General features: G+C 39.2%; 20 protein-coding genes and 1 tRNA gene. 14 read left to right on the top strand and 7 right to left on the bottom strand.

Features of this window, described 5'->3' with window-relative positions:
• Positions 1-21: 21 nt before the first annotated feature.
• The gene (sppA, locus tag PR800_RS05240) at positions 22-1,878 is read right to left on the bottom strand and encodes a signal peptide peptidase SppA (protein ID WP_102138659.1); all 1,857 of its coding nucleotides are present in this window, start codon (positions 1,876-1,878) and stop codon (positions 22-24) included.
• A 451-nt stretch (positions 1,879-2,329) separates the two neighbouring features.
• On the opposite strand from sppA, the gene PR800_RS05235 reads away from it, so the two are divergent.
• The 3 genes from PR800_RS05235 to PR800_RS05225 are packed head-to-tail and all read left to right on the top strand — an operon-like array spanning position 2,330 to position 5,865.
• A complete protein-coding gene (locus tag PR800_RS05235; RefSeq protein ID WP_166264875.1) occupies positions 2,330-2,881 on the top strand; it encodes an NAD(P)H nitroreductase in 552 nt (183 codons plus the stop codon).
• An 11-nt stretch (positions 2,882-2,892) separates the two neighbouring features.
• On the top strand, positions 2,893-3,936 hold the full coding sequence (gene selD, locus PR800_RS05230; protein ID WP_102138657.1) for a selenide, water dikinase SelD: 1,044 nt from the start codon (positions 2,893-2,895) through the stop codon (positions 3,934-3,936).
• Positions 3,937-3,939: 3 nt separating this feature from the next.
• Positions 3,940-5,865, top strand: coding sequence for a DNA topoisomerase III (locus PR800_RS05225; RefSeq protein WP_239979304.1), 1,926 nt, complete (start codon positions 3,940-3,942; stop codon positions 5,863-5,865).
• A 65-nt stretch (positions 5,866-5,930) separates the two neighbouring features.
• On the opposite strand, the gene xthA is transcribed toward PR800_RS05225, so the two are convergent.
• Entirely contained in the window at positions 5,931-6,743 is an 813-nt protein-coding gene (gene xthA, locus PR800_RS05220) for an exodeoxyribonuclease III (protein WP_272530346.1), read from the bottom strand.
• Positions 6,744-7,308: 565 nt separating this feature from the next.
• Between xthA and PR800_RS05215 the strand changes: the two genes are divergently transcribed.
• Positions 7,309-8,184 carry a LysR family transcriptional regulator gene (locus PR800_RS05215; protein ID WP_166264881.1) on the top strand — a complete coding sequence of 292 codons (876 nt, stop codon included), beginning with the start codon at positions 7,309-7,311 and terminating at the stop codon, positions 8,182-8,184.
• Between the two features lies 1 nt (position 8,185).
• Here the strand turns inward: PR800_RS05215 and PR800_RS05210 are convergent.
• The 3 genes from PR800_RS05210 to PR800_RS05200 form a co-directional block, all read right to left on the bottom strand.
• Positions 8,186-8,270: transfer RNA gene (locus PR800_RS05210), tRNA-Tyr, on the bottom strand.
• A gap of 159 nt (positions 8,271-8,429) precedes the next feature.
• Positions 8,430-9,278 (bottom strand): formyltetrahydrofolate deformylase, encoded by an 849-nt coding sequence (gene purU, locus PR800_RS05205; RefSeq protein WP_102138653.1) that lies wholly within the window; start codon positions 9,276-9,278, stop codon positions 8,430-8,432.
• Positions 9,279-9,377: 99 nt separating this feature from the next.
• Positions 9,378-9,857: a YchJ family protein gene (locus PR800_RS05200; protein WP_102138652.1), complete on the bottom strand. Its 480-nt coding sequence runs from the start codon at positions 9,855-9,857 to the stop codon at positions 9,378-9,380.
• 125 nt (positions 9,858-9,982) lie between these two features.
• On the opposite strand from PR800_RS05200, the gene rssB reads away from it, so the two are divergent.
• Both rssB and galU read left to right on the top strand, forming a co-directional pair.
• On the top strand, positions 9,983-10,993 hold the full coding sequence (gene rssB / locus PR800_RS05195) for a two-component system response regulator RssB (RefSeq protein ID WP_102138651.1): 1,011 nt from the start codon (positions 9,983-9,985) through the stop codon (positions 10,991-10,993).
• 159 nt (positions 10,994-11,152) lie between these two features.
• Complete coding sequence (galU, locus tag PR800_RS05190; RefSeq protein ID WP_102138650.1) at positions 11,153-12,073, top strand: UTP--glucose-1-phosphate uridylyltransferase GalU; 921 nt, start codon at positions 11,153-11,155, stop codon at positions 12,071-12,073.
• 467 nt (positions 12,074-12,540) lie between these two features.
• Here the strand turns inward: galU and hns are convergent, their stop codons facing one another.
• Positions 12,541-12,951 carry a histone-like nucleoid-structuring protein H-NS gene (hns, locus tag PR800_RS05185; RefSeq protein WP_004254106.1) on the bottom strand — a complete coding sequence of 137 codons (411 nt, stop codon included), beginning with the start codon at positions 12,949-12,951 and terminating at the stop codon, positions 12,541-12,543.
• 530 nt (positions 12,952-13,481) lie between these two features.
• On the opposite strand from hns, the gene PR800_RS05180 reads away from it, so the two are divergent.
• Positions 13,482-14,111, top strand: a complete 630-nt coding sequence (locus PR800_RS05180; RefSeq protein ID WP_102138649.1) for a thymidine kinase — start codon at positions 13,482-13,484, stop codon at positions 14,109-14,111.
• 198 nt (positions 14,112-14,309) lie between these two features.
• Here PR800_RS05180 and adhE read toward each other — a convergent pair whose 3' ends face one another.
• A complete protein-coding gene (adhE, locus tag PR800_RS05175) occupies positions 14,310-17,015 on the bottom strand; it encodes a bifunctional acetaldehyde-CoA/alcohol dehydrogenase (protein ID WP_102138648.1) in 2,706 nt (901 codons plus the stop codon).
• A gap of 484 nt (positions 17,016-17,499) precedes the next feature.
• On the opposite strand from adhE, the gene PR800_RS05170 reads away from it, so the two are divergent.
• From PR800_RS05170 to oppF, 7 genes are all read left to right on the top strand, one after another.
• A complete protein-coding gene (locus PR800_RS05170; RefSeq protein WP_004254112.1) occupies positions 17,500-18,144 on the top strand; it encodes a YchE family NAAT transporter in 645 nt (214 codons plus the stop codon).
• 531 nt (positions 18,145-18,675) lie between these two features.
• Positions 18,676-20,277, top strand: coding sequence for an ABC transporter substrate-binding protein (locus PR800_RS05165; RefSeq protein WP_232368170.1), 1,602 nt, complete (start codon positions 18,676-18,678; stop codon positions 20,275-20,277).
• Between the two features lie 93 nt (positions 20,278-20,370).
• Entirely contained in the window at positions 20,371-22,011 is a 1,641-nt protein-coding gene (gene oppA, locus PR800_RS05160; protein WP_272530345.1) for an oligopeptide ABC transporter substrate-binding protein OppA, read from the top strand.
• 71 nt (positions 22,012-22,082) lie between these two features.
• On the top strand, positions 22,083-23,003 hold the full coding sequence (oppB, locus tag PR800_RS05155; RefSeq protein WP_102138645.1) for an oligopeptide ABC transporter permease OppB: 921 nt from the start codon (positions 22,083-22,085) through the stop codon (positions 23,001-23,003).
• 14 nt (positions 23,004-23,017) lie between these two features.
• Positions 23,018-23,926 carry an oligopeptide ABC transporter permease OppC gene (oppC, locus tag PR800_RS05150; RefSeq protein WP_004911132.1) on the top strand — a complete coding sequence of 303 codons (909 nt, stop codon included), beginning with the start codon at positions 23,018-23,020 and terminating at the stop codon, positions 23,924-23,926.
• A 10-nt stretch (positions 23,927-23,936) separates the two neighbouring features.
• Positions 23,937-24,926: an ABC transporter ATP-binding protein gene (locus PR800_RS05145; protein WP_166264886.1), complete on the top strand. Its 990-nt coding sequence runs from the start codon at positions 23,937-23,939 to the stop codon at positions 24,924-24,926.
• Positions 24,923-25,924, top strand: coding sequence for a murein tripeptide/oligopeptide ABC transporter ATP binding protein OppF (oppF, locus tag PR800_RS05140; protein ID WP_102138643.1), 1,002 nt, complete (start codon positions 24,923-24,925; stop codon positions 25,922-25,924). The genes PR800_RS05145 and oppF overlap by 4 nt, the downstream gene beginning before the upstream one ends.
• Positions 25,925-25,947 lie beyond the last annotated feature (23 nt).

Below are 25,947 nucleotides of genomic sequence, written 5' to 3'. Positions count from 1 at the left end.
GTTCTGAAGGGGATTTAGCAATCAGTTAATTTCTGCGCAATTTAAGCAAAATGCATAACGGTTTTGCGGGTCATTCATTTTTAAGAAAAATTGAGCTTGCTGGCGGATGTCCGTCGCGACAGCTGGGGGTAAAAATACGTGTAGTACATCTGGCATTACGGCTTGGACGCTAGTTGTTAATTCAAGTAGCAATTGATCCATAAAGGTCAACTCAGGCTTCATCCAATCTAACTTAACATCAGTGAGTTTAGCGAGCTCAGCGGCTTTATCTACCGCATTATCAAAATCACCTAGCTGGTCGACAAGGCCATTTTTAAGTGCATCTTGCCCGATCCACACACGACCTTGCGCAATTTTATCTATCTCTGCTGGCGTTTTATGGCGAGCTTTAGCGACTAAGCCAATAAATGTTTCATAGCCATTTTCAATAGTGATTTGCATCATGTCAGCAAATTGTGGGCTGATCCCTTTTGTCAAAGAAATATCAGCTAATGGTGATGTTGATACACCATCAGTATATACCCCAATAGAATCTAAGGATTTTTCAAAGGTATTGATCACACCAAATATACCAATTGAGCCAGTCAGTGTGTTTGGACTCGCAATAATATAGTCCGCGGGAGTTGATACCCAATAACCCCCCGATGCTGCCATGCCTCCCATAGAAACCACAACAGGTTTGCCCGCTGCATGGGCAGAAGCCAGTTCACTGCGGATCAAATCAGAAGCACTGACACTTCCCCCCGGGCTGTTAACCCGTAAGACAATCGCTTTAATATTATCATCAAGGCGAGCATCGCGGATTTGTGCTGCAATAGTATCGCCCCCGGCAATTCCTGCTGTTTGCGGGCCATCCATGATGGCACCTTGAACAACAATCACAGCGATATTGCCGCCTTGATCCGTGTTGATATCTGCTATTTTGGCAGAATAATCATAGATACTAATATTATTAAACTGTTTATCTTCTTTATTCCAACCAAAGTGTTTACTGAGTAAATCTTCAACTTGTTCGTTTGTATAAAGTTTATCAACCAACTTTTGTTTTAAAGCATACTGTGCGCTATCGCCTTTGACTGATCGTAATTGTTCTAAAATAGTATCAGCCCCAGGGAAAATTTGTGTACTGGTCGTATTACGGTTTTTGGCGATTTCTGCGAGGTAATTGTTCCAAAGGGCATCTAACCACTGTTTATTGGCTAAACGTGCCTCTGGGGACATATCATCACGCATTAACGGCTCAACTGCAGATTTATAAGTACCGACACGGAAAATATGGCTACTGACTTTGAGTTTTTCTAATAGTGTCTTGTAATACAGACCATTAGTTGCAAAACCATACACCCCAACAGCCCCTTGAGGAGTGAGGTAGATATCATCAGCGTAACTAGCAAGATAGTATTGTGACTGGTTATAACTGTTACCGATGGCGTAAACCTGTTTCCCTGAGCTTTTAAATTCGTTGATTGCTTTACCGATATAAGCTAAAGAGGGTTGATCAGCGCCAACTAAATCATCTAGGCGTAATACCATTCCTGTAATGCGGTCATCATTTGCGGCGGTGCGAATGGTGTCAACGATGTCGAATAGTGAATTCTCTTGCATACGGCTATTTGAAGTACCGAGTAGTTCACGGCTCATACGACCAAATGGGTCTGGAGCAGAAACTTGGTCTACAATAACGCCCTGCAAATCAACATATAAAGCACCAAAATAATTTTTTTCAGGTTGAGTATCTGTTTGGTAAAGGGCAATCGACCCAATAACGACAAAAAATAATACTAAGAAAATGGCGTTGAAAACGAATTCCCTAATAAAGTTGAGTGCTCGCCAGCTAATTCTAAAGATGGTAGCGATGATGTCCCATAGTTGACGCATGTTTTCTCCTATCCTGTATATTTTGCACCACACGGGTGTTGGCTTCTGGTACAAACTATTTTTGGATATCACATAAATATTTCTTTCTACAGCTGGGCTATTTCCGTCTGTAGCACGAATTAACAATAATATGCTCAAAAGCAAATCTGTTACCCGATCATCACTTCGAATGTTTGATATTAAAGTTATATCAATACAATTAGTTGCAATTGCGGGCTATTTTTATGCATAACAAAATTAAGATACGCAAGGTACAATGTTTCAATGATATTTTTCACGTATGACAAATGATACAATTCAATGAATTTATAACGTAATTTTACCTAGCGAATCATTGTTATTGTTGTATTAGTGTAAGCGATTTTCCTTTAAGCTTAAACAATAGATAACGTGGGTATAATTATCTAATTGAATGATTATTACATCAGTTTACTCTTAAACGGAGACAATTATGGATGCTCTAACCCTTTTGTTGAACCGCCGTTCAGCTTCTAGACTCACAACACCAGCACCGCAAGGCGAAGAACTTAATAACATACTTGCAGCAGGGATGAGAGCACCTGATCACGGTGCGTTAAAACCGTGGCATTTTGTTGTTATGCAAAATGAGGGGATTAAACGCTTCAGTCAGTTATTAGAAAAAGCGGCAATTGAAGGACAGTTAGGTGCTGAGGTAGAAGAAAAAGCACGCAATGCACCTTTTCGTGCCCCATTAATTATTACTGTGATTGCGAAATTAAAAGACCACCCGAAAGTACCACAATGGGAACAATTAGTTGCTGCGAGTTGTACTGTGCAGGCGATGCAAATGGCCGCTGTAGCTCAGGGTTTTGGCGGTATATGGCGCTCAGGGGCATGGACAGAAGATGCCGTGGTTCGTGCAGGACTAGGTTGTGGAGATAACGACCGTATTGTTGGATTTCTTTATTTAGGAACACCAGAGCTTAAAGCACCAACAAAAGTACAAGCGCCCGACATGACAGGTTTTGTATCTCACTTCTAAAGAGAATAATAATGACTGAAAAAATCAGATTAACGCAATATAGTCATGGCGCAGGCTGTGGCTGTAAAATTGCACCGAAAGTATTAGAGCAAATCTTACACACAGAACAAGCAAAATTCCATGATCCACATTTGTTAGTTGGTAATGAGACGAAAGATGATGCCGCTGTTTATGATTTAGGTAATGGAATTGGCATCATCAGCACAACCGACTTTTTCATGCCGATTGTTGACTCCCCGTTTGAATTCGGCCGTATTGCCGCGACGAATGCGATTAGCGATATTTTTGCGATGGGCGGAAAGCCCATCATGGCAATCGCAATTTTAGGCTGGCCAATCGCTAAGCTACCACCTGAAGTGGCTCGAGAAGTGATTGAAGGTGGCCGTGCAGCTTGTGCTGATGCAGGTATTTCATTGGCAGGAGGGCATTCCATTGATGCACCTGAGCCTATTTTTGGGCTGGCGGTTACTGGTGTTGTCAATACGGCATATGTGAAGAAAAATAGTGCTGCAACAGCGGGTTGCGAACTGTTCTTAACTAAACCGCTCGGTATTGGCGTTTTGACAACGGCAGAGAAAAAAGGGGTACTTGCACCTGAACATCAACATTTAGCGGCAGAAACCATGTGCCAAATGAATAAACTAGGGGCGGTTATTGCGCCTTTAGATGGTGTGACGGCGATGACTGACGTGACCGGTTTCGGTTTATTAGGTCATTTAAGTGAGATTTGTGAAGGCTCTAACGTTCGCGCTGAAATTTCCTTTAGTAAAGTTCCTAAATTAGCGGATGTCGAAAAGTATATTGAAGCAGGCTGTGTTCCCGGTGGAACAACTCGTAACTTCGACAGTTATGGTCATCTTATTGGCCCTATGAATGATATGCAGCGCCAGCTACTGTGTGACCCGCAAACCTCTGGTGGCCTACTCATTGCAGTAAAACCTTCCGAAGTCTCTAAAATTAAAGAGATTGCACAGCAGCAAGGTGTTTTGTTACAGTCTATCGGCAAATTATTACCCCATCAGGATAATGTTCCTTTAGTTGAAGTGATAGATTAATTTATGCGTTTGTTTATTGCGGAAAAACCGAGCCTTGCAAGGGCCATTGCAGATGTATTACCCAAACCTCATAAACGAGGTGATGGTTTTATTCAATGTGGTGATGGCCAAACCGTAACATGGTGTATTGGCCACCTTTTAGAGCAGGCTGAGCCGGATGCTTATGAGCCTCGGTACGCACGCTGGAATCTTCAGGATCTGCCAATTATCCCTGATAAGTGGCAGTTGAAGCCCCGTCCCGCAGTAACTAAACAATTAAAAACTATTGAAACATTGCTGAAGCAAGCCTCAATTGTCGTTCATGCAGGAGACCCTGATAGAGAAGGTCAATTGCTGGTGGACGAAGTGCTTGATTTTTTAAAGCTCGACCCTGAAAAACGCAAAGAAGTAAAGCGTTGTTTAATTAATGACCTTAACCCTCAAGCGGTTGAGCGGGCAATTGACCGTTTAAGAGAAAATCGCGAATTTATTCCTCTTTGTGTCTCTGCTTTAGCAAGAGCACGAGCAGATTGGTTGTATGGCATCAATATGACTCGTGCTTATACGTTATTAGGACAACGGGGTGGGTATCAAGGTGTTCTTTCTGTTGGGCGGGTACAAACGCCAGTTTTGGGGCTAGTCGTTAGGCGCGACGAAGAAATAGAGAACTTTGTCCCTAAAGACTATTTCGAGGTTAAAGCCCATATTGTTACGCCAAAGGATGAGCGTTTTGTGGCGATATGGCAGCCAAGTGACTCCTGTATTGATTACCAAGACGAAGAAGGGCGTTTGTTTCACCGACCGCTTGCAGAACATGTGGTATCGCGTATCGAGGGCAAACCTGCCATAGTGACGCAATATCAAGACAAACGCGAATCTGAAATTGCACCGTTGCCTTTTTCTTTATCGTCTTTGCAAATTGAAGCTGCTAAAAAGTATGCGTTGAGTGCGCAAGAAGTATTGGACATTTGCCAACGTTTATATGAAACGCACAAGTTAATTACGTACCCGCGTTCAGATAGCCGCTATTTGCCTGATGAACATTTTGCAGGGCGGCACAGTGTATTGAATGCAATTGCGGTACATCAACCAGATCTTACTGAATTTGAATTGACAGAGTTGGATAAAAAAAACCGGTGTTGGGACGACAAAAAAGTGGATGCCCACCATGCAATAATTCCAACAGCAAAAACGGCAGCAGCAAAGCTAACTGAGAATGAAAGTAAAATTTACCAACTGATTGCACGTCAATATATTATCCAGTTTATGCCTGATGCAGTTTACCGTAAGTGTACGATTGACCTCGAAATTGAAAAGGGTAAATTTATTGCAAAAGCTCGATTTCTTGCTGAAGCAGGTTGGCGAGTTGTTTTGGGTAATAAAGAGCGCGATGCTGAGAATGATGGTATGCCGCTACCCGTTGTGAGTAAAAATGATGAGTTGCTATGTGAAAAAGGGGAAGTGGTTGAACGGCAAACACAGCCCCCGCGTCCTTTTACGGATGCGACGTTGCTATCCGCAATGACAGGGATCGCGCGTTTTGTGCAGGATAAAGCATTAAAAAAAGTATTGCGAGAAACGGATGGGCTTGGCACCGAAGCGACAAGGGCAGGCATCATTGATTTACTATTTAAGCGCCAATTCCTCTATAAGAAAGGGCGTTATATTCATTCCTCGCCTGCGGGAAGGGCTCTAATTCATGTTCTACCTGACATGGCGACTTTACCGGACATGACTGCCCATTGGGAATCAGTGTTAACTCAAATTAGTGAGAAACAATCACGTTATGATGATTTTATGCATCCACTAAGTCAAACTTTGATGCAATTAATTCACCATGCGCGCCAGTTTACAAATTTGAGGGCATTTCGAGAGCTGCCGGCCCCATCAGTAAAAACGGGGAAAAAACCAACAAAAACGGGTAAAAAAACGAAAAAGAAAGAAGACTAGTTGAGTCTGGTAAAACAATAAAAGGCGCTTAGAGCGCCTTTTTGCATTAGAACCCGAGATAAAAATTATTTTGTTAGGTCAAATTCAGACCATACAGGTGCGTGGTCTGACGGTTTTTCCATTCCTCTAATATCATAATCAATACCCGTTGCTATACAGCGCTCTGCTAACTTATTTGATGCAAGCAGTAAGTCGATACGTAAGCCTCTATTATCATCAAAACCTTTAGAACGGTAGTCAAACCATGAGTAGCAATCAGCAGCATCAGGGTTTTTCGCACGGTATGTATCAACTAAGCCCCAGCCTAATAATTTGGCTAACCATTCACGCTCTTCAGGTAAAAAAGAACATTTTCCGGTTTTTAACCAACGTTTGCGATTTACCTCGCCAATACCGATATCGAGATCCGTTGGGCTGATATTCATGTCACCCATAATGAGCAATTGGGACTCAGCAGTTTGTGTTGATGTAATATAATTTTGTAAATCTTGATAAAATTTTTCTTTTGCTGGGAATTTTGTTGGGTGGTCACGGCTTTCCCCTTGAGGAAAATAACCATTCACAACAGTTAATGGGCCACGCTCCGTTTGGATGTCAGCCATGATAATACGACGCTGTGCGTCATCATCGTCAGTTGGAAAGCCTTTACGGACAGCAAGAGGCTCATTTTTAGTTAAAAGAGCGACACCATAATGCGCTTTTTGGCCATGATAAAAAACATGATAGCCGAGCTGACTAACTTCTTCATAAGGAAACATATCATCATGGACTTTTGTTTCTTGTAAGCCAATAACCTCAGGTTGATGTTTTTCGATGATTGCAGCGAGTTGGTGAGGGCGAGCTCGAAGGCCATTGATATTGAACGATATGAATTTCATGGTTTTTTATCACCTAGTTTTATGATTATTATGCTTATTCTACCAGATGGTAGCTGTACTGTAACCCCGCGTAGCATGTTTCAATGATTAGGTTGTTTTATAGTTAGTAATGGCTATGATAAAAACGGTCATGGCATAACTCACTCTTAGAACAATATCAAAATTCAGCGCTCAATATAAATATAATAATAATTTTAGTTAATCAAAAAATATTATTGTTAATTAAATTTATTATGAATGCTAGGGTATAATTTAATATTGAAATTAAATTAATAATTTCAATATTAACTAGTTTTAATTTCATTTAAAGTCAATTGGTTATTTATATTTTAATGTGATTTAATAGTGGAGACATAAAAAATAATCAATCTAAACAGTATAATATATTGCTTTGTAATGATGGAAATTATAAAAATACTTTTATGAAATATTGTTAATCATTCAATAAAAAATCAAGTTTGATTTTTCATTTTATGAGTTAATTTCTGGGGTGATCAATATAATTATTAATGAGAAAACTAAGTATGTTGATTAACATTTTAATAAACGGAATGGGGTCATAGATATGTTCTTTTCAAGAAAATTAGAGGCGTTTATGGCGGTTGTTGAGAATGGCTCGTTAAGTAAGGCTGCAAGAGTGATGAACCGTACGACACCTCCCATCGCAAAGTCAATCAAAGACTTTGAGACAAGCCTAGGTAAACGGCTTTTTAAACGAGAAAAATTTGGAATGACATTAACTAAGGATGGCCAAGAACTTTATAACGATCTAAGAGATCTTTATTTACAGGAGAAGGAAATAACAAAAAAACATTTTTCAGGTTATATAATCAATGAGGCTAATATTTATTATGACTGGGGGAAGGAAAATCATTTAATTAATTTATATCAATCAGCACATCAAAATAATGTACAAGTAAATATATTAAGGTTTAATTATGACGAAGTAGATGAAATTGTCGATTATGATGGGAATACTCTTATACTTAGTTCAGAACAGGTAGTTAGTGAGCGATTTTCATTACAAAAAATAATAGAAAACTCACCATTAGGTATTTATTGCAGAAAAGAACTGTATGAAAAATTTCATTATGACCTGGTTACATTATTACAAAAAAGTACATGGCTATGTGATCCTGCATTTTATAAAAGTTCATTGATGAGTGATTTATTGGCAAAAATTGAAACGGTTGATAATAAAACAAGTGTAAGACAAATGGATAATATCGGCTGTTGCCAAAGTTTCATTCAAGAGGGTGATTTTATTGGCATTATAGACCATTATCCAGAAGAAGAGTTGATTGATAAGTCATTGATTTATATATCACTGAACAAAATTTTGGGGAAAAGTGTGTGTTATATCTATAAATCAAAATCACACTCAAGTGTGTTAAATCGTTTTATGGGGGTTGTTGACAAACTAGGAGGTGAAATCAATTAGATGGTGGTGGGAGAAGGATTCGAACCTTCGAAGTCTGTGACGGCAGATTTACAGTCTGCTCCCTTTGGCCGCTTGGGTATCCCACCAGATTTTGAATTGCTGTAATCGTTGACAGCGGGCGGCATCATATCAAATGACGCGCCGCTGTAAAGCATTAATTTTCAATAAAATGGTTGTTTGCTGTTTTTTTATTCTTAATGCGTGTTAAATCAACAAAGTGTTGTTAAATAAGCCACTAAGTTGGCTTATAAAATAATGGTGCGATTACCATAGACAAATACACGTTGAGCTAAAACCCAATAGAGTGCATGGCTGAGGACATTTTTTTCGACATCACGCCCTGCACGCATCATATCATCCGCTGTGAATGTATGGTCTATATTAATTACATTCTGCGTAATGATTGGTCCTTCATCGAGGTTGTCATTGACAAAGTGCGCGGTCGCTCCAATAATTTTTACGCCACGCTCATAAGCTTGGTGGTAAGGGCGGGCACCAATAAACGCGGGTAAAAATGAGTGATGAATATTGATAATTTGGTTTGGATAATGCTGCACAAATGCAGGCGTTAATACGCGCATATATTTAGCTAACACAACATAGTCAGGCTGATATTGGTCAATCTGCGCTGTCATTTTTTCGTCATGTTGTTCGCGAGTTAGGCCTTCATGGCTAATATGGTGGAATGGGATATCAAATTGTTCGACTAAGTTTTTTAGGGTGTCGTGGTTTCCAATAACCGCTGCAATTTCAACATCCAAACCATCATAAGCACTTTTCATGAGTAGATCGCCCAGACAATGAGCTTCTTTTGTCACCATAACGACAATACGACGTCGACCTGCTGTATTTAATTCGCGTTGAGATCCAACCGGTAATGCATCATCAAGGTCAGCTAATAATGTCTCATCGTTGAAAATACCCTCTAGCTCAGTTCTCATGAAGAAACGGCCGGTGTGGTGATCAACAAACTCATTATTTTGTACGATATTGAGTTGGTGCTTATAGCAAATATTGGTGATTTTCGCGATTAATCCTTTCGCGTCAGGGCAAATTGTCCTGAGAATTTTCTTCTGTACAATTTTGTGTTGCATGAAACAGCCTAATCCTTAACTAACAAAGCGATATAAAAAAGAAAATGACGGATTGAGTATTGCATGTGTCTTATTAGACAGATATCAAATAAAGGGTGATTAGTTTGGATGCCCACACTTTTTATATTTTTGACCAGAGCCACAAGGGCACAAATCATTACGACCAACTTTGGGAGTAATGCCGTCTATATAAAACCAACACGAATCCATCTTAATAAAACGCGAACGTTCATGAATAAGCTGCTTATGATCAGCTTTTTCATCAATAAAGCAAGCCGAAAATTCGACATAAGCTTCATTAGGATTTTTGGCATAAGAAGAACTAATAACACGAAGGCCAAGCCACTGTGTCTTCGAGAAACTATTTACAATTTCTTGATACCACTCTTGGGCATGGCAATCAGGGTGCCAGGTTTTAATCAGATAATCGGCATTTTGCTGTACATAAGCGCTATATCTTGAGCGCATAAGCTGCTCTGGCGTCTGTGGGATCGATTTTTCTTGCAAAAAAGGGGCACAACATTGTTCAAATTGTGCTTCGTTACCACAGTAACACTTATCTTCTGCTTGAGATTTCATAACACTCCCTATAAAAATAAGTATAAGATTGAAAAATCACTATACTTAAATGATGGTGAATAAATGATTTTATCGTATGAATAATTGTATTGTTAATTAAACCAGGCTTTTGCAGTAGGTATCTTATGAAAAATAGAAAAGTACTCATAATAGAAGACGAAATCACCTTCTGTACAATTTTAAAAAACTACCTAGAAACACTGGGTATTGAGATCTATACCGCAGATAATGGTCAATTAGCAATAGAGATGTTAACAATAGACCGTATCAACCCTGATATCATTCTATGTGACTTAAGCATGCCGGTCATGAATGGTGAAGCATTCATGAGAGAGCTCGTTTCTCGCAATATCGATATTCCAGTCATTGTGATCACAGCAACAACAGATTTTACTCAGTTAGATAGAATGTTTCGTTTAGGGGCTAAGGATGCTTTATTAAAGCCAATAAAAAATTTAGATGAAGTTAAAGTGACACTCCTTTCAGCACTGTACCCTGAGCAAAGTAACCTAACAGAGTTGATTGACGAGGAAATTCATCAAATTTCTACATTAATGCAAGATCATACCCAAGATATGTTAGCGGTATTGAAACAGTTACAACCGCCAGTACACCAAATTATAAATAATTATCGAATTAACTATCGTCAACTTAATGAGGCTAGCCGATTTGGGTTATTATTAGACCTAGCGCCTATTTCAGATAGCCAAATAGGGTTCTACTGCATTGACACTGAACGTTCTCCCCAAGAAGGTATTATGGCGGCTTTTTTGATTCGAGTTGTGTTTAATGACCTTTTAAAAAGTGCGGTAAGCTACCCAGAAAAAAAACTACCGAATATTGACAGGATCATTAATCAAATAAATTATTTACTGGAGGATTCGGGGTTTAGTGGGCAATTTCCTCTATTATTAGGGTATTTTAATACACAGAATAAATCGATTATTATGGCGAGTGCGGGCTTAGAAGCGGAAATAACGACAGAAAATACACATGTTAAGTTACCTAGAAGCCTTCCTTTAGGCACGCTAAAATTTTATCAATCTAATCACTTAGAGGTAAAAGGAAATGCTTGGCAGTGTTTAATTCGTAATAATAGTCAGAAAATAAAACTTATGTTTAATCCCGAAACATAATTAATGCCTAAAATGCATACTCCTGTAATCTAAATACCCCTATTCGGACTCGTCGCTATTTATTCATGAATATTTCCTGATATACTTCTGCGCACTTAAAATGCCTCTTGGTACTTTAGTGAAACTAGAGAGGCTAAGATGATATCTGGAGTGATAAAAATGACACAGCGCAAGGTGCGTAAAGCGGTAATCCCTGTTGCAGGTTTAGGAACTCGTATGCTTCCTGCAACAAAAGCTATTCCAAAAGAAATGTTGCCAATAGTCGATAAGCCTCTGATTCAATATGTTGTTAACGAATGTATTGCGGCTGGGATCAATGAAATTGTTTTAGTGACCCATTCATCGAAAAATTCCATTGAAAACCACTTTGACACAAGCTTTGAATTAGAAGCTATTTTGGAAGCGCGTGTTAAACGCCAGCTATTGGATGAGGTTCAATCTATTTGTCCAAGCCACGTAACGATTATGCAAACACGCCAAGGAATAGCGAAAGGGTTAGGGCATGCTATTTTGTGTGCTAAGCCGTTAGTCGGTGAAGAACCTTTTGCGGTTATTTTACCCGATGTCATTTTAGACCGTTACAGTACAGACTTAACCAAATTTAATTTGCGTGAAATGCTAGAGCAATATGAGTCTACAGGAGCAAGTCAGATTTTAGTTGAGCCAGTACCAGAAGAAGATGTCTCTAGCTATGGTATTGTGGATTGTAATGGTGAAATGTTAGCGCCAGGGGATAGTAAAAGAATTATCCGTATGGTTGAAAAACCAAAACGTGAAGAGGCTCCATCTAATTTATCTATTGTTGGTCGTTATGTTTTATCTGAAAAGATTTGGGATGCATTAGCCAAAACAGCACCAGGTGCCGGAGATGAAATACAATTAACTGATGCCATTGCATTAATGATGGAAAATAATGAACCAGTAGAAGCCTACCACTTATGTGGTAAAAGTCATGACTGCGGAAATAAGCTAGGTTATATGAAAGCGTTTGTTGAATATGGAATGCAACATGATGCGCTGGGAGATGATTTTACCCAGTGGTTGAAAGAATTATCAGTATCATTGAATTCAGCAAAATAAAATTCCACAATGAATTTTTATTAAAGGCTAACTTAATTTGTTAGCCTTTTTTATGCGTGAAAAAATAATTACTAACAATAGATATCAAATATTAAGGGGTATCGCTCTGATTTCGGCTGTTTTAGCCTGTACATCCTATAAGTGTATAGGGTGTAAAAATTAACAAACAACCTCATTACATAAATAAAATCACTGAACAATATTTAAATTTATCTAATTAAGCTTACATATCTTTACTGCATATTTTTATTTATCATGATTATTTGTCGATAGCGTAATACGCCGCAAAAGCTTAAACAGGGCAGTTAATTGAAGCAGAGGGCAGTAGTTATGAGGCTTTCGTGCTGAAGGGGGGAGTTATAATAGCTAAGCACCTTTTCTTATTACAGGTTAATATAAAATAATATATAAAGCTTTAAAATAAAAACACCCTTATAAAAGGGTGTTTAGAATACATGTTGAGGCGATTAGATTAAGAAATCATCTAAAGATTTGCCTTGTTCTTCAATGGCAACTTTGATTACAGCTGGAGTACGGCCTTGGCCTGTCCAAGTTTTAGTTTCGCCATTTTCATCAACATATTTGTATTTAGCTGGACGTGCAGCACGTTTAGCACGGGTGCTAGTGCTTTTACCTGAGTCCATTGTTTGCAGAAGGTCATTTAAATCGACGCCTTGCTCAAGGATCATTTCACGAACTTTTTCCAATTTACGGTTACGTTCTTCTAATTCCGCGCGAGCTTGGCTCTCTTCATCACGACGTTCTTCAACAACGACGGTTAATTTTTCCAGCATTTCTTCTAAAGATTCTAAAGTTACTTCGCGAGCTTGAGCACGAAGAGTACGGATGTTATTTAACGCTTTTAATGATTCGCTCATTTTCCTGGTCTCAAATTATTAGTTGGCATGTGTACAGTAATAATAGAATGCTATTTTAAATTCTGCAATAGCTAAATTACTTCCTTAGTTTAAAAGTAATCTTTAGCGATTGCAATTTTTTTACAAAAGAAAAATAAACTTTTCGTAGATATATATATAGCTATTATCAATAACTGAACTAAACGAAAAATAGGAATAAGCTAAAATCGTAGTGATTAAATTATTCGAAAAAGAAGAGGAGAGTCTCATTTTACTTTTACGCAGAATGAATTGAAGGGATGGATTCCTTAAATTTTCTTTTTTTGATGATGATTTTTAGCGGAATGTGCTTTAATTGAAACTGTTTATAGTTAATATCAAATTGGTTTTTATTGCATACAAGCTAAGCAATATTTGCAATAAGGAACGAGTATAGTCGAAAAAAAAGTTAAATTTTCAATAAGTAAAGGACATACAGACCATTATTGTTAATCATAAAGTCTGTTTTATGGTAAAATTATTACGTATATTAATTTTGAGGGAACAGCCAAATGGCTCAGCTTTACTTTTATTATTCAGCTATGAATGCGGGAAAATCAACGTCATTATTGCAATCATCGTATAACTATAATGAAAGAGGGATGCGTACGGTTATTTTTACTGCAGAGATAGATAACCGTTTTGAACAAGGAAAAGTCTCATCGCGCATCGGTTTATCAGCAGAGGCGTTACTCTACTCAGCGACAACAAATATGGCCGAGCTGATTAAAAAAGAAAATAGCACACAAAAAGTGCATTGTGTTCTTATTGATGAGTGTCAGTTCCTAACAAAAAAACAAGTCGAAGAATTATGTGACATAGTCGATAACGAGGATATTCCAGTTTTATGTTATGGGTTGCGTACTGATTTTGCGGGGCAATTATTTGAAGGTAGCCAATATTTGCTTGCTTGGGCTGATAAATTAGTCGAGCTAAAAACAGTCTGCTATTGTGGCCGTAAGGCAAGTAAGGTTTTACGTATAGGAAGTGATGGGATACCTGTATATAAAGGCTTACAAGTCGATATAGGCGGCAATGAAAAGTATATTTCTGTTTGTCGTAAACACTATTCAGAAGCAATAAAACAAGCTCAGTTGATGAATGAGGGTGTTATACCTAAACAGGCACTCCACTTTAGATGAATGGAAATCGTTTGGTGTAGGAAATAAAATAGCTCTCTGATATCAACCTATTATGACCAACTGTGAGATAAACTCAGCGAGTTGAATCGTTTTATATAATATCGATTTTATGTATTCTTACAGTAACTCATTTTTAATAGCTAAACAAAAGGCACTGCAATTATTGCAGTGCCTTTATTTTAAATAATGTTTAATACATTATTTCTTAGTGCTTTTCTTTTCAGCTTCTTTTTTTACGGCTGTTTTTTTCTGAGGCGCTTTTTTTTCCTCTTTTTCAATCACGGGTGCGTCTTGATGCTCAACGAACTCGCGACCATAATAAGAATCCAGTAATAATTGTTTAATTTCAGAGATTAAAGGATAACGAGGGTTAGCACCTGTACATTGGTCATCAAATGCATCTTCAGAAAGTTTATCCACGCGAGCTAAGAAGTCAGCTTCAGTAACACCAGTCTCACGGATAGATTTAGGAATACCTAAATCGGCTTTTATTTCCTCCAACCATGCGAGTAATTTTTCAATTTTCTCAGCAGTACGATCACCGACTTTAGTGAGCCCTAAGTGATCCGCAATTTCTGCGTATTGGCGGCGTGCATGAGGGCGGTCGTATTGGCTAAATGCAGTTTGTTTTGTTGGGTTATCATTCGCATTAAAACGGATAACGTTACAAATCAGCAAAGCATTAGCAAGCCCATGAGGGATGTGGAACTCTGAGCCAAGCTTATGTGCCATAGAGTGACATACACCAAGGAATGCGTTTGCAAAAGCAATACCTGCAAGTGTCGCCCCGTTATGGACACGTTCTCTTGCTACAGGGTTTTTAGCCCCTTCATGGTAACTGGCTGGTAAATAATCTTTTAATAGACTCAGGGCCTTAAGTGCTTGGCCATCAGTAAACTCGTTAGCTAAAACAGAAACATAAGCTTCTAACGCATGGGTGACCGCATCTAAACCACCAAAAGCCGTTAAAGATTTAGGCATATTCATGACTAAGTTCGCATCAACAATTGCCATATTTGGCGTTAATGCATAGTCTGCTAATGGATATTTTTGGCCTGTTTTATCATCAGTCACTACCGCAAATGGCGTGACTTCAGAACCTGTTCCCGAAGTCGTTGTGATAGCAACTAATTTAGCCTTAACGCCCATTTTAGGGAAACGGTGGATACGTTTACGTATATCCATAAAACGTAATGCTAATTCTTCAAAATGAGTTTCCGGGTGTTCGTACATAACCCACATGATTTTAGCCGCATCCATTGGTGAACCACCACCTAATGCAATGATCACATCAGGTTGGAATGCTTGCATTTGGGCTGCACCTTTACGAACCACCGTTAATGTTGGGTCTGCCTCAACTTCAAAGAAAACGTCTGTTTCAATGTGATGTTTTTTGAGAACGCTAACCACTTCATCAACATAACCATTATTGAATAGATAACCATCAGTTACGATGAAAGCGCGTTTAGCACCGTCAGTTGCAATCTCTTCAAGGGCGATAGGGAGGCAACCACGGCGGAAGTAGATTGAGTTCGGAAGTTTATGCCACAACATATTTTCAGCTCTCTTCGCCACAGTTTTGGTATTGATTAGGTGTTTTGGACCTACGTTTTCAGAGATGGAGTTACCACCCCAAGAACCACAACCTAGAGTCAGAGAAGGGGCTAATTTAAAGTTGTACAGGTCACCGATACCACCTTGTGACGCTGGCGTATTGATTAAAATACGCGCTGTTTTCATTTTTTGGCCAAAATAGTTAACACGATCATGTTGGTTATCTTGGTCAGTATATAAGCAAGAGGTATGGCCAATCCCCCCCATTTCAACTAATTGTTCTGCTTTTGCAACTGCATCTTCAAAATTCTTACCACGATACATCGCTAATAATGGTGAAAGTTTTTCATGTGCGAACGGTTCTGACTCATCGATGGTTTTGACTTCACCGATTAAGATTTTAGTTGTTTTTGGAACGGTAATGCCGGCCATTTCTGCAATTTTATAGGCAGGCTGACCAACAATAGCAGCGTTTAGGTTGCCATTTTTTAAGATGATATCCTGAACCGCTTTAAGCTCTTTTCCTTGTAGCAGGTAGCCTCCATGGCTTGAAAAACGTTCGCGAACTTGATTGTAGATTTCATCCACAACCACAACGGATTGTTCAGAAGCACAAATAACTCCGTTGTCGAATGTTTTTGACATCAAAATGGACGCAACGGCACGTTTAATGTCCGCTGTTTCATCAATAACGACAGGGGTATTACCAGCACCAACACCAATTGCAGGTTTACCTGAGCTATAAGCTGCTTTGACCATGCCTGGCCCACCTGTCGCTAGGATCAGGTTAATATCAGGGTGGTGCATTAAAGCGTTGGATAGCTCAACAGAAGGGGAATCAATCCAGCCAATAATGTCTTTCGGTGCCCCCGCTGCAATGGCAGCATCAAGCACGATTTGTGCTGCGCGGTTAGTTGCATTTTTAGCGCGAGGGTGCGGAGAAAAGATAATAGCGTTGCGCGTTTTTAAGCTAATCAGTGATTTAAAAATCGCGGTTGAAGTTGGGTTTGTTGTTGGAACAATACCACAGATAATACCAATCGGCTCAGCGATAGTAATTGTTCCAAATGTTGGGTCTTCAGATAGCGTGCCGCAGGTTTTTTCGTCTTTATACGCATTATAGATATACTCTGAAGCAAAGTGGTTTTTGATCACTTTATCTTCAATAATACCCATTCCAGATTCTTCGACAGCGAGTTTTGCTAGGGGGATACGTGCGTCAGCAGCAGCGAGGGCGGCGGCTCTAAAGATTTCATCAACTTGCTCTTGGGAGAAAGTTGCGAATTCGCGTTGAGCTTTTTTGACACGAGCAACGAGTTCATTGAGTTCGGTAACGTTAGTTACGGACATATAGATTACTCCTGATAAATGTTAAACTTTTTAAGCCAATGAGCAAAATGCATCTATAGAACTAGGAAATGCTTAAAGATGAAAGTATAGATGTTATCTATAATAACGCTGCTCATGATCGCTTATTGGCTTAAAAACCTTATTCAGTTTTGAGTTAATATCCTCATTAGCTCTGCCTATCAGTTAAGAGTAGATTAACAAAACGGTAATTAAATAAAGTGATCTATATCACGAAAACGCCAAGCTGACTCCTTTCAGCACGTGTATATATGCACAAGTTGAATAAATGTTGTTCATCTATTGCTTAATTTAATATTATCAAAACAATTTGTGCAGATAATTTATGTATACCTAACTAAATGCTAAGCAAATTTAGCAAGTTAAAGAAAATATTGTTTTGCTCAAGGAAATTAATAACATCGGTGGTAAAATCATAAAAGATATCAATGAATCTCTAAAGAGAACTGCTTAAGGAAATGAATGGGTGAGTAGCGCATTACTTGATTTATCGGGTTATATAAAATTCTTTATTGGCTTGTTTGCACTTGTGAACCCAGTTGGCATATTGCCTGTGTTTATTAGTATGACAAACTATCAAAGTAATGCCGGGAGAAATAAAACCAATACTATTGCAAATACATCAGTTGCTATCATTTTATGTACATCATTATTAATTGGTGACTCAATTCTGCAATTATTTGGTATTTCAATTGATTCTTTCCGTATTGCTGGTGGGATCTTGATCGTCACAATAGCGATGTCAATGATTAGCGGTAAAATTGGTGAAGACAAACAGAATAAGCAAGAAAAAACAGAAACTGCGGTTAGGGATAGCATTGGTGTTGTACCTTTGGCTTTACCCTTAATGGCAGGGCCTGGGGCAATCAGTTCTTGTATCGTTTGGTCATCTCGTTGGCATGGTTGGCAAAACTTTTTAGGTTTAGCCTTGACGAGTATCGCATTTGCTTTTTGTTGTTGGTTATTATTTCGTTCAGCGTCTTTATTGGTTCGTTACTTAGGTCAAACAGGGATCAACGTGGTGACGCGTATCATGGGCCTATTACTGATGTCGCTGGGGATAGAGTTTATTGTGACCGGGGTTAAAGCCATATTCCCAGGCTTATTATAATCTAATTTCTTCTCTTTTTATGGCTGCAAACTAAACCTATTTGCAGCCATATCTATCGTTAGTTCCTATCGTATTACATACATCAATTTTGCTCTTCAGGTAGTTTTAATTGGCTTATTAAAATTTTAGTCATCAATAATCACGTATGAAAAAAATGTTCCCTGTAATTATATGTGGCATTTTTTGCTAAAACAGGGATAAAAAGTAAGGAATTGTGAGCTACGTAAATTTATTCACTATTCTAATTGGCGTTTGTTAATGATATGTTTGGATTCGAATTTGAGGTCTATCTTGTATTGTATGATTATACTTTTGTAATGCATTGTAATTTAAAGATAAACATAATGTTTAGCTGTTATTTTCAAAAGTTATCAAAAGTTTTTAACTAGCGAATGTTAATTAATTGTTTTGAATATTGGAGTCATAAAGTGGATTGCCCATAAGGAAATAACAGTCTTAGGGCTTAAATATCAGCGTAAAGTAAGGTTGCTAATGAGGTTATAGCGCCATCAATGAATCGTGAGGGATAGGATGTTCAAATCAACACTTGGTTATGGTGTGCTCTCGTTATTATTTGTTGCGTTACAAGCAAATGGCACGGAAAAAGTAAAACAGGTAATCACAATTAATAATGGCTCAGAAGTAACATCTCTTGATCCCCATAAAGTGGAAGGGGTGCCAGAAAGCAATGTGATATTAAACTTATTAGAAGGCCTCGTGTATACCGATATAGACGGTAAGGCAGTTCCTGGCGTTGCTAAAAATTGGACCAATGAAAATTACACCTCTTGGGTTTTTACTTTGCGGGAAGATGCAAAGTGGAGTGATGGCTCACCTGTAACCGCTGAAGATTTTGTGTATAGTTGGCAACGTTTATCTGACCCTAATACAGGCTCTCCTTACTCAAGTTATCTACAAAATGCGTATATTTTAAATGCAGATGCGATTTTAGCAGGGAAAATGCCTGCAACAGCGCTGGGGGTGAAGGCACTTGATCCGCAACATCTACAGGTTACGCTAAGCCATCCGGTACCTTATTTTGTCGATATGCTTTCTCATACGTCTATGAAGCCTGTGAATAAGTCTGCAATTCAACGACATGGTGATAAATGGACTCAACCCCAAAATTTTATTGGAAATGGGGCATACATATTGGATAAGTGGGTGGTAAATGAACGTATTGTTATCAAACGAAACCCATTTTACTGGGATAATCCCAATAGCCGTATTGAGCAAGCGACCTTTCTAGCGATTAGCTCCGAAGTGAGTGATATTAACCGTTACCGTAGTGGTGAAATTGATATTTCAAATTCTGCAATCCCACCTGTTTTATATAAAAAAATGCAGCAAGAAAGGCCCAATGAATTATATGTTCGGCCATATTTGTGTACGTTCTATTATGAAATAAATAATCAAAAAGCGCCGTTTAATGACCCAAGAGTACGTGAAGCAATAAAATTGGGTTTAGATAGAGAAATAATTACCAATAAAATTATCGCTCAAGGGCAAAAAGTCGCTTATGGTTTTACGCCAAGCTTTATCAATAATGGTGACTTTGCATTACCTGAATGGGCTAATTTATCGGCAGAACAACGTTATCAGCGCGCTAAAGATTTACTTTCACAAGCGGGTTATAACAAAGAAAACCCATTGAAATTTGACTTATTGTATAACACTTCAGATCAAAACAAACAGCAAGCTATTGTTGCAGCATCGATGTGGCAGAAAAATATTGGTGCGCAAGTGACGTTGCAAAACCAAGAATGGAAAACATCATTACAAAGTCGTCATGAAGGTCATTACGATGTTGCTAGGGCAACGTGGTGTGCAGATTACAATGAACCAACTGCATTTTTGAATATGATGTTGTCTCAAAATAGTAATAATACCGCTTTTTATAATAATTCGGACTTTGATGCCTTGCTTGAGCAAGCGCTGACAGCTCCAGATCCTTCATCTCGCCATGCAATTTATCAACAAGCGGAAACCTTGCTAGACAAGGATTCGGCTATTGTTCCTGTTTATTATCGCGTTAGTGCTCGAATGATAAAACCGAGTGTTCGCGGATTTAAAGGCAATGACCCCCTTGATTATACGGATATTAAACGGTTATATATAAGTGAACCTAATTAATAATATCTAAATAATTATAAAAAGTGTTCATCTACTGGGTGAACATATATCAACACACAATCATAATAATTATGTATGGGAGTAACCGATAAGATGAGTAAATTAATCAATAAATCGATTATTGCGCTTAGCGTAACGGCTGGGTTAGCAATGGGCTCTATAGCAACAAGTTTTGCAGCAACGGTTCCCGCAGGTGTTGAACTGGCTGAAAAACAGTTAATGGTTCGTAATAATGGCTCAGAACCTCAGTCATTAGATCCACATAAAATTGAAGGGGTGCCGGAATCTGCTTTAGCGAGAGACCTTTTTGAAGGGATCACAATTGTGGGGCCTGATGGTGAAATTTTACCTGGTTCAGCAACAAGCTGGGAAAATAAAGATTTTACAGAATGGACATTTAAAATTCGCGAAGGTGCTAAATGGTCTAATGGTGACCCTGTCACAGCCGAAGATTTTGTGTATAGCTGGCGACGATTGGCTGATCCTGATACTGCATCACCTTATGCGAGTTATTTACAATATGCCCACATCAGTAATATTGACGATGTTATCTCTGGAAAGAAAAAAACTGAAGAACTTGGTATTAAAGCTCTCGATGACAAAACCCTAGTTATTACACTGAGTGAAGCTGTTCCTTATATCCCTAAATTATTAGCTCACTCATCTATGTCCCCAGTAAATAAAAAAACTATTGAACAACATGGTGCTAAGTGGACGCAGCCACAGAATTTTGTGGGTAATGGGGCATATAAATTGAAGGATTGGACAGTTAATGAGCGCATTGTATTAGAGCGAAGCCCAAGCTATTGGGATAATGCGAATACCATTATTGACCAAGTGACTTTTTTACCGATTTCCTCAGAAGTTACAGATGTTAACCGCTACCGTAGTGGTGAAATTGATATGACATACAGTAACTTACCTATCGAACAGTTCAAAAGTTTGCAGAAAAATATGCCGAACGAGTTACGGGTAAGTCCATATTTGTGTACTTATTATTATGAGATTAATAATGAAAAACCCCCATTTAACGACCCTCGCGTACGTGAAGCGTTAAAGCTATCTATGGATAGAGACACAATTACGTATAAAGTTAAAGCTCAAGGGGATATTCCTGCGTATGGTTTCACTCCACCATTTACCAGCGGAATGAAAACAGAAAAACCAGATTGGTACGCGAATATGACCCAAGAGCAGCGTAATGAAAAAGCGAAACAGTTGCTAGAAGAAGCGGGATATAACAAAGGGAATCCTCTAAAATTCAATTTATTATATAACACCTCAGACTTACATAAGCGTATCGCGATTGCAGCGTCTTCTATGTGGAAGAAAAACATTGGTGCGGAAGTGAAATTAGAAAACCAAGAGTGGAAAACATTCTTAGATAGCCGACATCAAGGCAACTATGATGTTGCACGCGCGGGGTGGTGTGCGGACTATAACGAGCCTTCATCCTTCCTCAATATGTTACTTTCCTACAGCAGTAATAATACCGTTCACTATAAAAATACAGATTTTGATGCGGTGATGAAGAAAACATTGCAAGTCAAAACAGATGAAGAACGAGCAGAACTCTATCAACAAGCTGAAAAATTACTCGATAAAGACTCAGGGGTTGTTCCGCTTTACTACTATGTTAATACGCGTTTAGTGAAACCTTATGTGGGTGGCTATAGTGGCAAAGACCCATTAGATAATCTGCATACTAAAGATTTATATATTATTAAACACTAATATAGTTGCTCTGGCTCCATTTATTGGAGCCAGATATTCGCCTATTTAGGCAATAGAAGTAGGAAAGAGCGATGTTGAAATTTATTTTTCGTCGGTTGTTAGAAGCCATTCCGACTCTTTTGGTTCTGATTACCATTTCATTTTTTATGATGCGATTAGCTCCAGGGAGCCCATTCACTGGCGAGCGGAAATTGCCACCGGAAGTAATGGCAAATATTGAAGCGAAATATCATTTAAATGACCCTATGTATAAGCAGTATTTTAATTATTTAATTCAGCTTTCCAAGGGTGACTTTGGCCCATCATTTAAATACAAGGACTACAGTGTTAATGATTTAGTGGCTAAAGCATTCCCTGTCTCTGCAAAATTAGGGGCTACTGCATTTATTGTTGCTGTGTTATTTGGGGTATCCGCAGGGGTGATAGCCGCACTCAACCAAAATACCAAATGGGACTTTACAGTCATGGGGTTTGCCATGACGGGGGTTGTTATCCCAAGCTTTGTTGTAGCGCCGTTATTGGTGCTAATTTTTGCCATTCACTTGAAATGGTTCCCTGGTGGTGGCTGGGATGGCGGGAACCTAAAACATATGGTTCTGCCCATGGTTGCGCTTTCATTAGCGTATATCGCGAGTATTTCCCGTATTACACGTGGCTCGATGATTGAAATTATGCATTCAAACTTCATTCGTACTGCCCGTGCAAAAGGATTACCACTAAGAACCATCATTTTACGCCATGCCCTTAAACCTGCGTTGCTTCCGGTGCTTTCCTATATGGGGCCTGCTTTTGTAGGGATTATTACTGGGTCAATGGTCATTGAAACCATTTTTGGGTTACCGGGGATCGGTCAACTCTTTGTTAACGGTGCACTTAATCGTGATTATTCGCTGGTATTGAGCTTAACAATTTTAGTTGGGGTACTGACAATTGCATTTAATGCGATTGTCGATGTTTTGTATGCCGTTATTGACCCTAAAATTCGTTACTAAGTCGGAGAAACACGATGCTATCGAACCAAAAAAATAGTGAAGCTCTGGCGAACTTTTCAGAGCAGCTCGATATTGAAGGGCGCAGTTTATGGCAAGATGCTAGGCGCCGTTTTATGCACAACCGTGCAGCAATTTTTAGCTTATGTGTGTTGTTCTTAATTACTTTATTTGTCATTTTTGCGCCCATGTTGTCGCCTTTTTTGTACGACGACACCGATTGGGAAATGATGTCAATGCCACCTGATATGGCAACTGGACACTATTTTGGTACAGATGCTTCAGGCCGAGATCTATTAGTGCGTGTTGCGATCGGTGGGCGAATTTCCTTAATGGTGGGGGTTGCCGCTGCGTTAGTCGCAGTTGTGGTAGGCACACTGTACGGCTCATTAGCTGGTTACGTAGGTGGAAAAGTGGATTCCATCATGATGCGTATATTAGAAATTTTAAACTCCTTTCCATTTATGTTTTTTGTGATCCTGTTAGTCACCTTATTTGGTACCAATATCTTATTGATTTTTGTGGCGATAGGAATGGTGTCATGGTTGGATATGGCGCGTATTGTTCGCGGGCAAACACTTGGATTAAAACGTAAAGAATTTATTGAAGCAGCGCTTGTTTGTGGTGTGAGTACACGGCAGATTATTCTACGACATATTGTTCCTAACGTTTTAGGTGTAGTAGTCGTTTACGCCTCATTATTAGTTCCAAGTATGATTTTGTTTGAATCATTCTTAAGCTTTTTAGGTTTAGGGACACAAGAACCGTTAAGTAGTTGGGGGGCGTTATTAAGTGATGGGGCGAACTCAATGGAAGTGACGCCTTGGTTACTACTGATCCCAGCTGGTTTTTTAGTCATCACGCTATTTTGTTTTAACTTTATCGGTGACGGGCTGCGTGATGCGCTCGACCCGAAAGATCGCTAGAGGGAATAATATGTTAAATAACCCAATGAAAAGCCCTCTGTTATCCGTGAAAGATCTCAGTGTGACATTCGCGACCCAAGATGGTGATGTTACCGCTGTAAATAAATTGAACTTTGAATTAAGTGCGGGGGAAACGCTTGGAATAGTAGGCGAATCAGGTTCAGGAAAATCACAAACCGCTTTCGCACTAATGGGCTTGCTTGCCAAAAATGGCAAAATTAATGGCTCTGCCATGTTTAATGAGCGTGAGATTTTGAATTTAAGAGAAAAAGAATTAAACCGTATGCGAGCGGAAGAGATTTCCATGATTTTCCAAGACCCAATGACATCATTGAATCCTTATTTGAAAATTGGTACTCAATTGTCGGAAGTTCTCATGCTACATAAAGGTATGAGTAAAAGGGAGGCTTTCGAAGAATCAGTTCGGATGTTAGATGCCGTTAAAATGCCGGAAGCACGTAAGCGGATGAATATGTATCCACATGAATTTTCAGGAGGAATGAGACAACGAGTTATGATTGCAATGGCACTGTTATGCCAACCAAAGCTGTTAATTGCTGACGAACCCACAACCGCACTTGATGTGACAGTACAAGCGCAAATTATGACGTTGCTCAATGAGTTAAAACAAGAGTTTGATACTGCAATTATTTTGATCACCCACGACCTAGGGGTCGTCGCAGGGGTATGTGATAAAGTCCTAGTGATGTATGCAGGACGTACGATGGAGTACGGTACTGCGAAGGATATCTTTTATCATCCATCTCACCCATATTCACTTGGCTTATTAGCTGCGGTTCCACGCCTTGATGGTGATGACGAGAGTTTAGCAACCATTCCCGGCAATCCGCCTAATTTATTACGTTTACCCAAAGGCTGCCCATTTTCACCTCGTTGCCAATATGCAGTTCAGCAATGTGTTGACCAAGAACCTGCATTAACCACATTTGGTCAAACGCGGTTACGTGCCTGCTTTAAGCCACTGGAGGAATTGGTATGAGTACCCATGAAAATAGGCCAGTTTTACTCGAAGTGAATGACCTTAAAGTCCACTTTGAGATCCGAGATAAAAAACAGTGGTTTTGGCAACCAAACAAAAGTCTTAAAGCGGTAGATGGCGTAACACTGCGTTTATATGAAGGCGAAACATTAGGGGTAGTCGGGGAATCCGGGTGTGGTAAATCCACTTTTGCTCGTGCACTCATTGGGTTAGTCAAAGCGACAGATGGCACAGTAAGTTGGCTTGGGCAGAACTTGTTAGGTAAAACTGACAAAGAATGGCGTAGCATTCGCAGTGATATCCAAATGATTTTCCAAGATCCTTTGGCTTCACTTAACCCGCGAATGACCATCGGCGATATTATTGCCGAGCCATTGAAAACCTATCATCCTAAAATGTCACCATCACAAATCACAGAAAAAGTGAAAAAAATGATGATGCGGGTTGGGTTATTACCAAACTTGATTAACCGCTATCCCCACGAATTTTCGGGAGGGCAATGCCAGCGCATTGGTATCGCAAGAGCATTGATTTTAGAACCAAAACTTGTGATTTGCGATGAGCCAGTTTCTGCATTAGACGTGTCAATTCAAGCGCAAGTTGTTAATTTACTCCAAGAATTACAACGTGAAATGAAGCTATCACTGATATTTATCGCACATGATTTGGCGGTGGTTAAGCATATTTCTGACCGTGTCTTAGTGATGTATTTGGGGCATGCGGTGGAGCTTGGTACCTATGATGAGGTATACAATAATCCCTTACATCCTTATACGCGTGCATTGATGTCTGCGGTTCCAGTTCCTGATCCCGATAAAGAAAAAAATAAGGTGATAGAGCTTTTAGAAGGTGAATTGCCATCGCCAATTAACCCGCCTTCAGGTTGCGTATTTAGAACCCGTTGCCCATTAGCAGATGAAGAGTGTGCAAAAACAAGGCCATTATTAGAAGGGAGTTTCAAACATGCGGTGTCTTGTTTGAAAATTGATCCACTGTAATGGTTTTCTCATGATGGTCAAAA

Source organism: Providencia sp. PROV205 (genome assembly GCF_028479505.1).
Classification (GTDB): Bacteria; Pseudomonadota; Gammaproteobacteria; order Enterobacterales; family Enterobacteriaceae; genus Providencia; species Providencia huaxiensis.
Note: the sequence above shows the minus strand (reverse complement) of the source record. Positions and strands in the feature narration are given on the sequence as shown.

What these genes read in the sequence shown, in the direction of transcription:
- sppA (WP_102138659.1), bottom strand. Translation starts at nt 1,878, where the DNA reads ATGCGTCAACTATGGGACATCATCGCTACCATCTTTAGAATTAGCTGG.
- PR800_RS05235 (WP_166264875.1), top strand. Translation starts at nt 2,330, where the DNA reads ATGGATGCTCTAACCCTTTTGTTGAACCGCCGTTCAGCTTCTAGACTC.
- selD (WP_102138657.1), top strand. Translation starts at nt 2,893, where the DNA reads ATGACTGAAAAAATCAGATTAACGCAATATAGTCATGGCGCAGGCTGT.
- PR800_RS05225 (WP_239979304.1), top strand. Translation starts at nt 3,940, where the DNA reads ATGCGTTTGTTTATTGCGGAAAAACCGAGCCTTGCAAGGGCCATTGCA.
- xthA (WP_272530346.1), bottom strand. Translation starts at nt 6,743, where the DNA reads ATGAAATTCATATCGTTCAATATCAATGGCCTTCGAGCTCGCCCTCAC.
- PR800_RS05215 (WP_166264881.1), top strand. Translation starts at nt 7,309, where the DNA reads ATGTTCTTTTCAAGAAAATTAGAGGCGTTTATGGCGGTTGTTGAGAAT.
- purU (WP_102138653.1), bottom strand. Translation starts at nt 9,278, where the DNA reads ATGCAACACAAAATTGTACAGAAGAAAATTCTCAGGACAATTTGCCCT.
- PR800_RS05200 (WP_102138652.1), bottom strand. Translation starts at nt 9,857, where the DNA reads ATGAAATCTCAAGCAGAAGATAAGTGTTACTGTGGTAACGAAGCACAA.
- rssB (WP_102138651.1), top strand. Translation starts at nt 9,983, where the DNA reads ATGAAAAATAGAAAAGTACTCATAATAGAAGACGAAATCACCTTCTGT.
- galU (WP_102138650.1), top strand. Translation starts at nt 11,153, where the DNA reads ATGACACAGCGCAAGGTGCGTAAAGCGGTAATCCCTGTTGCAGGTTTA.
- hns (WP_004254106.1), bottom strand. Translation starts at nt 12,951, where the DNA reads ATGAGCGAATCATTAAAAGCGTTAAATAACATCCGTACTCTTCGTGCT.
- PR800_RS05180 (WP_102138649.1), top strand. Translation starts at nt 13,482, where the DNA reads ATGGCTCAGCTTTACTTTTATTATTCAGCTATGAATGCGGGAAAATCA.
- adhE (WP_102138648.1), bottom strand. Translation starts at nt 17,015, where the DNA reads ATGTCCGTAACTAACGTTACCGAACTCAATGAACTCGTTGCTCGTGTC.
- PR800_RS05165 (WP_232368170.1), top strand. Translation starts at nt 18,676, where the DNA reads ATGTTCAAATCAACACTTGGTTATGGTGTGCTCTCGTTATTATTTGTT.
- oppA (WP_272530345.1), top strand. Translation starts at nt 20,371, where the DNA reads ATGAGTAAATTAATCAATAAATCGATTATTGCGCTTAGCGTAACGGCT.
- oppB (WP_102138645.1), top strand. Translation starts at nt 22,083, where the DNA reads ATGTTGAAATTTATTTTTCGTCGGTTGTTAGAAGCCATTCCGACTCTT.
- oppC (WP_004911132.1), top strand. Translation starts at nt 23,018, where the DNA reads ATGCTATCGAACCAAAAAAATAGTGAAGCTCTGGCGAACTTTTCAGAG.
- PR800_RS05145 (WP_166264886.1), top strand. Translation starts at nt 23,937, where the DNA reads ATGTTAAATAACCCAATGAAAAGCCCTCTGTTATCCGTGAAAGATCTC.
- oppF (WP_102138643.1), top strand. Translation starts at nt 24,923, where the DNA reads ATGAGTACCCATGAAAATAGGCCAGTTTTACTCGAAGTGAATGACCTT.